The 12,466-nt window shown below is 45.1% G+C and carries 10 protein-coding genes; 2 read left to right on the top strand and 8 right to left on the bottom strand.

The window, feature by feature from the left end; all coding sequences use genetic code 11:
* Positions 1-27: 27 nt before the first annotated feature.
* The 6 genes from AM279_RS00220 to udk all read right to left on the bottom strand — a co-directional run bounded on the left by AM279_RS00220 (position 28) and on the right by udk (position 6,215).
* Complete coding sequence (locus tag AM279_RS00220) at positions 28-1,272, bottom strand: hypothetical protein (protein ID WP_054405619.1); 1,245 nt, start codon at positions 1,270-1,272, stop codon at positions 28-30.
* A 117-nt stretch (positions 1,273-1,389) separates the two neighbouring features.
* Complete coding sequence (gene scpA, locus AM279_RS00225) at positions 1,390-3,522, bottom strand: methylmalonyl-CoA mutase (protein WP_054405620.1); 2,133 nt, start codon at positions 3,520-3,522, stop codon at positions 1,390-1,392.
* Positions 3,523-3,647: 125 nt separating this feature from the next.
* Entirely contained in the window at positions 3,648-3,794 is a 147-nt protein-coding gene (locus AM279_RS20555) for a hypothetical protein (RefSeq protein WP_160316409.1), read from the bottom strand.
* Positions 3,795-3,804: 10 nt separating this feature from the next.
* Positions 3,805-5,178 carry a methylmalonyl-CoA mutase subunit beta gene (locus AM279_RS00230; protein WP_054405622.1) on the bottom strand — a complete coding sequence of 458 codons (1,374 nt, stop codon included), beginning with the start codon at positions 5,176-5,178 and terminating at the stop codon, positions 3,805-3,807.
* 3 nt (positions 5,179-5,181) lie between these two features.
* Complete coding sequence (locus tag AM279_RS00235; RefSeq protein ID WP_054405624.1) at positions 5,182-5,529, bottom strand: FtsB family cell division protein; 348 nt, start codon at positions 5,527-5,529, stop codon at positions 5,182-5,184.
* A gap of 77 nt (positions 5,530-5,606) precedes the next feature.
* Entirely contained in the window at positions 5,607-6,215 is a 609-nt protein-coding gene (gene udk, locus AM279_RS00240; protein WP_054405626.1) for a uridine kinase, read from the bottom strand.
* A gap of 150 nt (positions 6,216-6,365) precedes the next feature.
* On the opposite strand from udk, the gene AM279_RS00245 reads away from it, so the two are divergent.
* Positions 6,366-7,919 carry an alpha-amylase family glycosyl hydrolase gene (locus AM279_RS00245; protein ID WP_054405628.1) on the top strand — a complete coding sequence of 518 codons (1,554 nt, stop codon included), beginning with the start codon at positions 6,366-6,368 and terminating at the stop codon, positions 7,917-7,919.
* A 178-nt stretch (positions 7,920-8,097) separates the two neighbouring features.
* Positions 8,098-10,926, top strand: coding sequence for an Ig-like domain-containing protein (locus AM279_RS00250; RefSeq protein WP_054405630.1), 2,829 nt, complete (start codon positions 8,098-8,100; stop codon positions 10,924-10,926).
* An 86-nt stretch (positions 10,927-11,012) separates the two neighbouring features.
* Here AM279_RS00250 and AM279_RS00255 read toward each other — a convergent pair whose 3' ends face one another.
* Together AM279_RS00255 and AM279_RS00260 are read right to left on the bottom strand one after the other, a co-directional pair.
* Positions 11,013-11,486, bottom strand: coding sequence for a hypothetical protein (locus tag AM279_RS00255; RefSeq protein ID WP_054405633.1), 474 nt, complete (start codon positions 11,484-11,486; stop codon positions 11,013-11,015).
* 205 nt (positions 11,487-11,691) lie between these two features.
* Entirely contained in the window at positions 11,692-12,348 is a 657-nt protein-coding gene (locus AM279_RS00260; RefSeq protein ID WP_054405635.1) for a helix-turn-helix transcriptional regulator, read from the bottom strand.
* Positions 12,349-12,466 lie beyond the last annotated feature (118 nt).

Raw genomic sequence — 12,466 nt, forward strand, 5'->3', positions numbered from 1 at the left:
AAACAATCTTACCTGAACAGCTTATTTTTAAGGTTGCATTATAGTATAAACCGAAATTGAAGCAGGAGAGTTGCCAATCAAAACCGCATAATCAATAAAATCGGCCGTGCAGGCAGTACCATAATCTGCCTTTTGCGGAGGGTCATACACCACCTCAATCATATCAGTACATTTTGCCGTATTATAAGGGCTCCCGGGCGCGTTTAACCTATAAATGGTACAATCATCTACCAACTCCTTTTTCAATGCTTCTATGCCTTTAAAATACTCGTTAGGGGCATCGCCAATACCAAAATCGCCTTCGGTGGTAGAGCGCAGGTACTTGCCGTTATCGTCAAAAATATCATCCCAAATTACCTCTGATTTTGTAAAGTAGCCCATAACCGTAACCACCTCCTGTTTTTTGTAAATGCCGTTATCTATCAGGATAGAAAAAAACGATGCATTATTACCCTCCTTATGCTTCATGATATGGAAAAACCCCAGGCGGAAAAACTGGGTTTTGCCTTTTATACTGTACATATCGCGCAGTTTCAGGTAGTTTTCATACAGTTCCTTTTCACGGTTAAACTCTTTTTGCTGGCGGGTTTTAATGTTTGAAATAATATAGGCAAACATCTTTTTGTCCTTTATCAGTTTGTTGTATTTAGCCGGGTCAGCCTCATAATCCGCCACAAAATCCTTCAGCTGTTTAGCAGAAAAGCTGTCGTATTTAGCAGAGTAATCTGTAGTATCTACATCCACCGTTTTTTGAAGTTCCTGAGCCAGCGGCCAGTTTTTGGTATTCTTTATCAGCGAAAGCAAATGCCTGTAGGTGTATTTGTAGCTGACAATAATGTCCGGACCTAAAACGGTAATCTTTTTATTTTTAGGAAGTTTGTCATTCAGGGCTTTAATGCGTTTCCATTTCTCCAAAACGTTAACAGTACGTTCCTGTGGCACACGGGTACCGTAGTGGATGATGAGGTCTTTAAGCAACGCTTCATCCCCGGTGCTGAGGTATAGGTTAAAATAATGGGCAATGCTTATATCGGTCTCGGCAAAATAATAGTCAACGCCCTGCTGCTTTAATAACGATTGTAGTATAAACACTTCGGCGTCTTCGGTCTTCGCCGAACCGTGGTAAGCACCAAAGCCTATAATCCGGGCTTTTGGTTCAGGCAGGGTATACGATGCATCAAGCACATTTTTATGTTGCGAAAGATACTTTTCCTTGTCCTGGGCAAAAACCAAAACGGCGTGTAGTAAAAAGAGGATTGTGGCTTTTTTCATGATGTGATAATTGAGCCACAAATATCGGTGTCAACCTTTAACCGCAATTGTATAATTGGGACACCCGTTAAACAAACAACCCCGCACAGGGCGGGGTTGTAGTATATGATGTAAGGGTTATTCAAACCCTTTAACCAGTATTTCGAGTATTTTAATGGCTGCCTCGCTTATTTTGGTACCCGGGCCAAAAACAGCCACAGCACCGGCATCAAACAGGTATTGGTAGTCCTGCGCCGGTATAACCCCGCCTACAATAACCATAATATCTTCGCGGCCGTATTTTTTAAGCTCTTCAATAACCTGTGGCACAAGGGTTTTATGCCCTGCCGCTAAAGATGATACGCCCAGTATATGCACGTCGTTCTCAACTGCCTGTTTGGCAGCCTCAGCCGGGGTTTGAAACAGCGGGCCAATGTCTACATCAAAGCCCACATCGGCATAACCGGTAGCTACCACCTTGGCGCCGCGGTCATGACCATCCTGGCCCATTTTGGCAATCATAATACGGGGGCGGCGGCCGTCTAATGTTGCAAAATCATCGGCCAGCTGCCTTGCTTTTGCAAAGCTTTCGTCGTTTTTTATCTCTTTGCTATACACGCCACTAAACGATTTAATTTGTGCCTTATACCTGCCATATACGCTTTCTAAAGCGCTGCTTATTTCGCCCAGGGTGGCCCTGTGGCGTGCGGCTTCAACAGCCAGTTCCAGTAAGTTGCCCGCGCCGTTTTTAGCCGCTTCGGTAAGGGCTGTAAGGCAGCATTCTACCTCGGCAGGGTTGCGGGTAGCCTTTATTTTATCGAGCTTTTCAAGCTGCTGGCGGCGCACCGTCTGGTTGTCTACCTCAAGTATGTGTAGCGGGTCTTCCTTTTTAAGGCGGTATTTATTTACGCCTACAATAACGTCCTGTCCGCTGTCTATACGTGCCTGCTTGCGAGCTGCGGCTTCTTCAATGCGCAGCTTGGGTATGCCCGCCTCAATGGCCTTGGTCATGCCACCCAGTTCTTCTACCTCTTCAATAAGCGCCCAGGCTTTTCGGGCTATTTCATTAGTAAGGCTTTCAACATAATAGCTGCCGGCCCATGGGTCTACCGTTTTGGTAATTTTGGTTTCTTCCTGAAGGTACAGCTGCGTGTTACGGGCTATTCGTGCGCTGAAGTCCGTTGGCAATGCAATGGCCTCATCGAGCGCATTAGTATGCAGCGATTGCGTTCCGCCAAAAGCTGCTGCCGCCGCCTCTATACAGGTACGGGCAACGTTGTTAAACGGGTCCTGTTCGGTTAAGCTCCAGCCGCTGGTTTGGCAGTGTGTGCGTAGTGCCAGCGATTTTTCATCCTTCGGTTCAAACTGTTTTAAAAGTTTTGCCCACAGCATACGCCCGGCGCGCATTTTGGCAATTTCCATAAAATGGTTCATGCCAATGGCCCAGAAAAACGACAGGCGCGGGGCAAAATCGTCAATTTTCATGCCGGCTGCCAGCCCGGTACGTATGTACTCCAGGCCATCGGCAAGGGTGTAAGCCAGTTCAATGTCGGCAGTGGCACCGGCTTCCTGCATGTGGTATCCCGAAATACTTATGGAGTTGAATTTGGGCATATTGCGGCTGGTATAATCAAATATATCAGCAATAATTTTCATAGACGGGGCAGGGGGGTAAATGTAGGTGTTGCGCACCATAAACTCCTTAAGGATATCATTTTGTATGGTGCCCGAAAGCAGTTCTGCCTTTACGCCCTGTTCCTCTGCCGCTACAATATAAAAGGCCATAACGGGCAGCACGGCACCGTTCATGGTCATACTAACCGACATCTCGTTTAGGGGAATCTGGTCAAACAGCACCTTCATGTCTTCCACACTGTCTATAGCCACACCGGCTTTGCCTACATCGCCCACCACACGCTCGTGGTCTGAATCATAGCCGCGGTGCGTGGCAAGGTCAAACGCTACTGATAAGCCTTTTTGCCCGGCGGCGAGGTTGCGGCGGTAAAACGCATTACTTTCCTCAGCCGTACTAAACCCGGCATACTGACGAATGGTCCACGGGCGGCGCACATACATAGTGGCATACGGCCCACGCAGAAACGGTGCTATACCCGCAGCAAAATCAACGTGCTCCAGGTTTTCTAAATCCGTTTCGGTATAGGCAGGTTTAACAACAACGCCCTCGGCAGTTACAAAATCTGTTTCGCTATTGTGAACTGCGGGTTGCGCGTTGTGCGACAGTTTTATATGTTGGATGTTTTTTCTGTTCATATCAGAAAACTAATGCTCTAATGATTTTTCAATTTCTTTTATGGCTTCATCAAAGTCACGGGCTGATGAAGGATTTTTCAAGTATAATTCAGTTCTTTTCCTAACCTCATTAATCTGAAATTCATTTATTTTTTCTTCACCTCTACCCATAAGTATTTTTTTCTCAGTTCATTTATAGACTCTTCAGCGGTAAGATAGTCTTCTGTACTCTCATTTATCCTTTCATCAAGAATCTGCTTCATCTGCTCTGTAAGCTCAAAATCTCTATCCATATCTTTCAAATTATTGTGCAGCAGGCTGTATTTCAGCGTCCAGCCTTTCCTGTTCCACCTTCTCGGCCAGCCTTTTTTCAATTACAGGCGTTATCAGCGTTTTGCGGGGTTTGGCCTTTACAAAAGGGTACAGCTCCAGGTCGTGGCTCATGCGGTCGGCCTTATTGGGATATTTGTTCGTGCCTATCAGCACTTCCTTACCTTCATTAAACAGCAGCTGTTCTTTTTCGGCGCTTTCGTGTATTTTACGCTGAATGGTGCCGTCCATTAACTTGGCCACAAAACCACCGGCGGCTTCTATTTCCTTAAACAATGCAAGGGCTTTTTCGGCAAGCTGGTTGGTAAGTTCTTCAATATAATAAGCGCCGTCTGCCGGGTTGGCTACCTTATCAAAATAGCTTTCGTGCTTTAAAATGAGCAGCTGGTTGCGGGCTATACGTTCGCCAAACTCATTGCTTTTGTGGTACAGCGCATCATACGGCAGGTTAATAACCGTATTGGCACCACCCAAAACAGCTGCCATACACTCGGTTGAGGTGCGCAGCATGTTTACGTTATAATCATACAGGGTTTTATTGCGGCGGGTAGGGCGCGCTATAATATGGCAATCAGTGGGCAGGCTATATTCTTTGGCTAAAGCCGAATACAATACCCGTAGCGCCCTTAGTTTGGCAATCTCAAAAAAGTAGTTGCCACCCACTGCCACCTGAAATACAAGTGATTTTTTATGTATAGCGATGCGATTGAAATATTCGTTGGCATGGGCAAGCATGTAGGCCAGATGCTGCACCATATTAGCACCAGCGTTTTGGTATAATGCACCATCAATACTCACGCAACTTATGTCAGGGCACGCCTCAATTGTTTTGGTAAGCACCTCAAAGTTATCCCCGCCCTGTGCCCAGTTGCCCTCTTTAGCCAGGTAGCCCACGGGGTCCTGAAGCACATAAAACGTGTAGCCTTTAGCCTGTGCAATAGCATTGAGTTTTTTTACGAAATCGATTGAAGTGAAACGCAAATAAAAATACACCAGGGTAGCAGCAGGCAATTGAGATACCAGGGCCTCTGCATTAACAGTAGCATCGGCAATGGTAAAATGAATGGCTTCGGCACCGCGTTGCAGCAGGCCGGCGGCACGGTTGGCGCTTTTTTCCACATCCTGCACAAAAATATCCTGGCCTATAAAAAAGCCGGGTTTTGTGGCAGTAGCGGCAAGCGGCTGTGCGGCCTCATCGGCATGGTAAAAAGGCTTAACGCCAATGCCTTCCGGGCTTTGCCATACCAGTGTTTCGTTATAATCAGCCCCTTTAAGCTCATATTGTATAAGCTGTTTCCATTGTTTGGAAACCACAGGGTTAAATTCGTTAAACAGTTGTTCGTCCATATCTTAATGCGGCGTACGCTTTTGTTTTTCAATTGAGTCGCCCGGGTAATCAATAATATAAATGTCTTCGTTTTCGCGCTTCATATAATATTTTTCGCGCGCATAATGCTCGGTTTTATCGGCATTTTTAAGGTTTTGTATACTGGTGCTGTCCTTCCTGATTTCGTTAATATAGTAATCGCGGTTATCTTCCAGCTCCTTTAGCTTTTTATTAAGCGGCTGGTGTTCAAAATACGAATAATTATCAAGGAACAGTAGCCACACACCCACAAAAATAATAACCAGCACATAGCGGTTTCCTATAAATTTAAGGAAAGGGTACTTAGAGGTTATTTTCTTGAATTTATTCATCAATGCAATGTAAAACTAATTTTGTTGAATGCCTAAACGTTACGGCTTTTTCTGTAAACTGAGACTGCGACTGTAAACTATAAAATACGTTGATTTATTACCGCCCTCACCACGTCAATAGCCACAGTATTATACTTATCGTTTGGTATAATAATATCGGCATAAGCCTTGGTAGGCTCAATAAACTGTTCGTGCATGGGTTTTAATGTGCTTTGGTAGCGGCTTAATACCTCTTCCATATCGCGGCCACGCTCGGCAATATCGCGCTTAAGGCGGCGTATAAGGCGCTCATCGGGGTCGGCGTGTACAAATATTTTAATGTCAAACAATTCGCGTATTTTAGGGTCGGCCAAAATCAGGATACCCTCTACAATCATAACCTTGCGCGGGTGGGTGTGTATGGTGTCTTCGGTACGGTTGTGTGTTACAAACGAATATACAGGCTGCTCAATGGCATTACCGGCTTTCAGTTCTTTTAGATGCTCGGTAAGCAGTTCAAAGTCTATAGCGCGGGGGTGGTCAAAGTTTATTTTGGCACGCTCCTCATAGCTCAGGTGGTGCGTTTCGCGGTAGTAATGGTCCTGGCTCAGCACGCCCACCTCGGTAAGGGGCAGCTGGTTCATAATCTGGTGTACTACTGTGGTTTTACCGCTACCGGTGCCGCCTGCAATTCCTATAATAAGCATTATTGACTGTTTTATTTTTTTGCAAAAATAGCAATATTAGGCGGGTGGCAATAGCATGGGGCTATATCTGTTTATAAAATTTGGGTTAAGTGTTAATTGGGTAAAAACGTTATATTTGGAAACCAAACCTTTGGTGCTTACCATTTAGCTATGAAAAAACTCATCCTTACTATAACCGGCCTTTTGGCCTTTAATGCCCTTTCTGCGCAGGGCAACCCCAACAACGAAGTAATTTACCATGTTTTTCAGCGCAGCTTTTTTGACAGCAACGGCGATGGCCATGGCGACCTGGAAGGCATACGCCAAAAGCTGGATTACATTCAAAAACTTGGGGCTACAAGTATTTTACTCACACCGCTGTATGCCAGCGATTTTTACCACAACTATTTTGCTTCTGACTTTGAGACGATAGACCCCGAATATGGCACTCTGGCCGAATACACCACCCTTGTAGAGGAGGTGCACAAACGCAAAATGAAAATTTACCAGGATGTAGAAATGCAGTATGTGGCAGGCACACACCCCTGGTTTAAAGATTCTTATAAAAACCCGGCATCTGCATACAGCAAGTACCTTATGTATAACGATGCAAAGAATGAAAAGCCGGGCTACTTTTATGATGTGCCAGAATTTACTACCTACAATAACCGCAAAGAGCAGATTATTGTGGTAAACATGAAAGACCAGAAAGTTAAAGACTATACCGTTAAAATGCTGAAATACTGGGCCGACCCAAATGGCGACGGTAAGTTTACCGATGGGGTAGACGGCTACAGGCTGGACCACATGATGGATAACCTTGATAATGCCAATAAGCTAACCAACCTGTTTAAAGATTTCTGGACACCGGTTCTGGCTGAGGTTAAAAAGGTAAACCCCAACCTTAAAATTGTAGCCGAACAGGCAGACTGGGGCTCTTATGGCTATGACTACCTTACCAAAGGCAGCGTAGACCGCATTTTTGCTTTCAGGCTTAAGCAGGCCATAGGCACTTTTGATAAAGAGAGTATTATTGCAGCTGCCGACAGCACATTTAACTACCTGCCGGAGCATAAGCTGCCGTTTGTGTTTATAGAAAACCACGATACCAACCGTTTTGCGAGTGAGCCTGGTGTGGAGCTGCCCAAACTTAAAATTGCCGCAGCACTCAACCTGCTTATTGGCGGGGTGCCTTCTATTTATTACGGTCAGGAATTAGGTATGAAAGGCACCAGGCTCGACGGCAAGACCGATGGTAACGATATACCAATTCGTGAGGGGTTTGAATGGTATGCTGCAGGCGAAGGCCCGGGCATGGCATTGTGGTATAAAAATACCGGCGAATGGTGGGACAAGCGCAATATGAAGCCTAATGATGGCATATCTTTAGAAGAAGCTGAAGCCGACCCTAACTCGCTTTACAATTATTACAAAAAGCTGCTGTACCTGCGCCGTACAGAAGAAGCCCTCATTAACGGACGTTATGAAAATGTGCCTAACAGAAGTGAGAATGTACTGTCTTTTGTGCGGACTTCTAAAATAGGGCAGGTGCTGGTGGTAATAAACCTTTCGGGTAAAGACGAAGCCGTTTTGCTTGAAGGCAATGATATAGTTAACTTCAGGAAACTCAGGCTGCTTTCGGGTAATGAAAAGGTTACCTTTATGCGTGGCGGCAGGAGTATAAATATGCCTGCTTATGGCATACAGGTATGGAAAGTACTGTAGTTACAGAAAAGAATATTTATAGGTTTACAAATTGTTAATGTTTTGTTTATAGGGATAAGCCCCGGCAGACGGTTCATAATCATAACTTTGGAGGCATTTTTTATGGCTCTGACAGTTTTATTATTTGTTTTAACGATTGATACTTGCCAACCAAATACTAACTAAATACAAATTGCACATGAAGAATTTTACACAAAAACTTTTCCTTACTGTGTTTATGGCTTTGGCGCTGCCTGTAGCGTTTTATGCCCAAACCATTTTTTCTAATGAAATTACCGGTACAAACCCCAATACCGATAATCCTTACACATCAGGGCAGGTGGTTGCGGCTAACGCTACCGCTACGGGTATAGGCCGTGGCACGGGTATAAACGGCAACAATGCCAATAACCGCTACAATGCCCGCGACTGGAGCCTTACTGCTTTAGATGCCAACGATTATTTTACCTTTACCATAACTCCAGCTACAGGTTACGCCCTTAATTTTACCGGTGCCCAGTTTACGGCACAAAAGTCAAACACAGGGCCTGTTTCGTTTGCTGTAAGGTCAAGCCTTGATAATTATGTGGCAAGTGTATATACGTTCTCTCCGGAAGGAAATAACTTTGATCTTGAGGTAGACCTTTCGGGTGCTGCTTTTCAGGGTGTAACATCGGCCATTACGTTCCGCATTTATGGATGGGGCGGTAGTGGCGATGCCGGTACGTTTAGTATAAACGACTTTGTTTTTAACGGTACTGTATCTGTGCCTTGTGCACCTGTGGCATTGCCTACAGCTGCTGCCCAGGCCTTTTGCGGAAACGCTACAGTAAGCCAGCTTACAGTAACTACAGGTACTGCCGTGCAATGGTATGCTGCCGAAACAGGTGGTACAGCCCTTGCCGGTACTACAGCCCTTTCTACAGGCACTTACTATGTTTCTCAAACTGTAAACGGTTGCGAGAGTGCACGTACGGCCGTTGCAGTTACGGTAAATACAATTCCTGCTGCGCCAACAGCCGTTAGCCAGTCTTTCTGCGGAAGCGGTACAGTGGCTAACCTTGTTGTTACAACAGGTACCGGCATACAATGGTATGCCAACGAAACCGGGGGTACAGCCCTTGCAGGCACTACGGCCCTTACAACAGGTTCTTATTTTGCATCGCAAACGGTAAACGGCTGCGAAAGTACCCGTATTGCCGTTGCCGTTACAATAGATGATCTTCCTGCTACACCCACCGCAATTGCACAAACTTTTTGTGGTAGCGGCACTGTTGCCGACCTTACAGTAACCACAGGTACAACTATACAATGGTATGCTGCCGAAACCGGTGGTACAGCACTTGCAGGCACCATCGCCCTTGCTACAGGTACTTATTATGCATCGCAAACCGTAACCGGTTGCGAGAGCGCACGCATTGCCGTTGCAGTTACGGTAAATACAATCCCGGCTGCGCCTACGGCTGCTGCACAATCTTTCTGCGGAAGCGGTACTGTGGCTAACCTTGTTGTTACTACAGGTACGGGCGTATTTTGGTATGCTAACGAAACCGGTGGCACAGCCCTTGACGCTACCGAAGCCCTTGCTACAGGTACTTACTATGCATCGCAAACCGTAAACGGCTGCGAGAGTACACGTACTGCCGTTGCGGTTACCGTAAATGCAATCCCGGCTGCACCTATGGCTGCTGCACAGGCCTTCTGCGAAAGCGGTACCGTATCTAACCTTGTTGTTACCACAGGCACTTCTGTACAATGGTATGCTGCCCAAACCGGTGGTACAGCCCTTGCAGGCACTGCTGCCCTTGCTACAGGTACTTACTATGCATCGCAAACCGTAAACGGCTGCGAGAGTACACGTACTGCCGTTGCGGTTACGGTAAATGCAATCCCTGCTGCGCCTACAGCTGCTGCCCAGGCTTTCTGCGGAAGCGGTACCATATCTAACCTTGTTGTTACTACAGGTACTGCTGTGCAATGGTATGCTACACAAACCGGTGGTACAGCGCTTGCAGGTACTGCTGCCCTTACTTCAGGTACGTATTATGCATCGCAAACCGTAAACGGCTGCGAGAGTGCACGTACGGCTGTTGCGGTTACCGTAAATACACTTCCTGCTGCGCCTGCAGCTGCTGCACAATCTTTCTGCGGAAGCGGTACTGTGGCTAACCTTGTTGTTACTACAGGCACTTCTGTACAATGGTATGCTGCCCAAACCGGTGGCACAGCCCTTGCAGGTACTGCTGCCCTTACTTCAGGTACTTACTATGCATCGCAAACCGTAAACGGCTGCGAGAGTGCCCGTACTGCTGTTGCGGTTACGGTAAATACACTTCCTGCGGCACCTACTGCTGCCAACCTTTCTTTTTGTGGAAGCGCTACCGTGGCCGACCTTACAGTTACCACAGGTACTGCCCTGCAATGGTATGTAGCCCAAACAGGCGGTACAGCCCTTGCTGCTGATGCTGCTGTTTCTACAGGTGTTTATTTTGTATCTCAAACGGTAAACGGCTGCGAAAGCGCACGTGCTGAGGTTAACGTTACCGTTACCAATACACCAACTGCCCCTGTGGGTAATGCTACACAGGATTTTGAGGAAGGCGATACGCTGGCCGACCTTGATGTAACCGGTACAGGCCTTGTTTGGTATGCCGATGAAGATTTAACTGATGAGCTGCCTGCTGATACTGAGCTTGAAGATGAAACTACTTATTATGTAGTAGCGGTTAACGGAGACTGCAACAGCGAGGTTCTTGCCATAACTGTAAATGAAGTGCTAAGCGCCGGTGTTGCAGTAAAAAACAATATTGTGGTATATCCTAACCCGCTTAAAGATGTACTTTACTTTAAAGGCACTGCCGATATAACATCGGTTGAAGTTTATAACCTGCTGGGCCAGGCTGTAATAAGCCAGTTGCCAAATGCCACTGAGTTTAGTATAGATATGTCTCAGCTTGCTGCGGGCAACTATATTGTAAAAGCTTTTACACAAAACGGCATGCAAACGCTTAAAGTGGTAAAAGAATAAGCCCATTACAAAATAAATAAAGGCCCTGCAATTGCGGGGCCTTTATCTTTTTAAGCAAGGTGATTGATTTTGTTGTTGATGTGCTGTTAGATGTTATGCAGCGTTATTGCAGTTAGGTAAGCAATGCGCTTTTTCCATTCATCTGTGTTGATAAAATTGTGCGATGGTATGCGCCATATTTTAGTTTCATGGATGCATTTACCAAATTTTTGTAATTCTTCTGCCGTTTTAAAGTTTTTAAATTTTTCCAGTCCGCTCATAGCAACGAGGGCAAACTCCGGCTCAAATTCAAGCTTTTGTACCGATTCAATAATGGTAGTTATGCTTTGTTTTTGCTGGGTAGGGGCACCTGATACAACCAGGATGTTCTTGTTCTTTACACGTATAATGTAATTACCGTCTGTAAGGTCTTCAAGAGAGGATACGGGAGATAACCTGGTACTTCCGTTTTCGTCATGAATAACCTTAGTAACCTTTTCAGGCGCAAGCCGCCTGCACACTTCGTTTATGGTGGTAGCTTTTCCGGAGCTCTTTCCACCTTTCACAATCACATATCTCATAGGGGATTAGAGATTAAATTTGTTAAATCGTACTTGTCCTTAATTTGACATCAAATAAATTCAAAATTTAAATTACTTCAGTAATAAATCGATAAAAGTGTGATTTTGTCGTTTAAGTGTAGTATAAAATTAATAATAATTATTTTTTTAAGATTGTGGAATTCCGTAACAAAATTGTTAAACACAAGTTAAATTTAACAAATGTTCAAATAACACCCGCTTCTTTGGCTATAGTAATAAGGTGGATGGTGTTTTTGGCATCAAGCTGATAACGCAGTTTATTAATGCGTTTTTCTATGGTGCTTACACTGGCATGGGCAATACCTTCATCAGTAAAAATGCGGCTTATTTCGGGTTGGCTTTTACCGGCAGAAAGATGCCTGAGCAGGCGTATATCAAAATCAGAAAGTTCTATACCCAGATTGTTTTCATGAAATGGCAAATAGCGCGGAGATACAAAAATCACTTCAGATTTTGATATCATCTTTAGCGCATCAATAACCTGTGGCATACTATCGGGGCTGTGGGCCACAAAAGCATTAACTTTGTGGTTATGAAATAGTTTATGAATGCGGTACGGCCTGGTATCGTTAGAATATACCATAGCCTTAACGCCCGGCAATACTGCCCGCGCTGCATCTATAAATGCTTCTCCGCTTTCTACGGTTTCCGGATTTGCATAATCCAGGCCGGTAATAATAAGGTCATAGCCATTTTCATGTACAGCCTTTTTTATTTTTTCAATACCGGCATCACCATTCAGGGCGGTGTCAATTTGCGCTGCAAAATTATTTTGCAATGCTGTTGTGAGCCCAAGCAGTATACTGTCGAGGCTTTCAACGATAAGGATGTGTTTAAACATGGGGGGAGTAGTGTTATATCTATTTTTTCATAAGCGTTTCATTAGTTAATATTCAGTTTCTACGTGTCTTAAATCGTTAGGGGACGGTTACTACAACGGTATAGTTAAAATTACAACT

This window comes from Flavobacterium akiainvivens (assembly GCF_001278115.1).
Classification (GTDB): domain Bacteria; phylum Bacteroidota; class Bacteroidia; order Flavobacteriales; family Flavobacteriaceae; genus Flavobacterium; species Flavobacterium akiainvivens.

Excerpts from the sequence above, each read along its gene's own strand:
- AM279_RS00220 (WP_054405619.1), bottom strand. The coding sequence starts at position 1,272 with ATGAAAAAAGCCACAATCCTCTTTTTACTACACGCCGTTTTGGTTTTT.
- scpA (WP_054405620.1), bottom strand. The coding sequence starts at position 3,522 with ATGAACAGAAAAAACATCCAACATATAAAACTGTCGCACAACGCGCAA.
- AM279_RS20555 (WP_160316409.1), bottom strand. The coding sequence starts at position 3,794 with ATGGATAGAGATTTTGAGCTTACAGAGCAGATGAAGCAGATTCTTGAT.
- AM279_RS00230 (WP_054405622.1), bottom strand. The coding sequence starts at position 5,178 with ATGGACGAACAACTGTTTAACGAATTTAACCCTGTGGTTTCCAAACAA.
- AM279_RS00235 (WP_054405624.1), bottom strand. The coding sequence starts at position 5,529 with ATGAATAAATTCAAGAAAATAACCTCTAAGTACCCTTTCCTTAAATTT.
- udk (WP_054405626.1), bottom strand. The coding sequence starts at position 6,215 with ATGCTTATTATAGGAATTGCAGGCGGCACCGGTAGCGGTAAAACCACA.
- AM279_RS00245 (WP_054405628.1), top strand. The coding sequence starts at position 6,366 with ATGAAAAAACTCATCCTTACTATAACCGGCCTTTTGGCCTTTAATGCC.
- AM279_RS00250 (WP_054405630.1), top strand. The coding sequence starts at position 8,098 with ATGAAGAATTTTACACAAAAACTTTTCCTTACTGTGTTTATGGCTTTG.
- AM279_RS00255 (WP_054405633.1), bottom strand. The coding sequence starts at position 11,486 with ATGAGATATGTGATTGTGAAAGGTGGAAAGAGCTCCGGAAAAGCTACC.
- AM279_RS00260 (WP_054405635.1), bottom strand. The coding sequence starts at position 12,348 with ATGTTTAAACACATCCTTATCGTTGAAAGCCTCGACAGTATACTGCTT.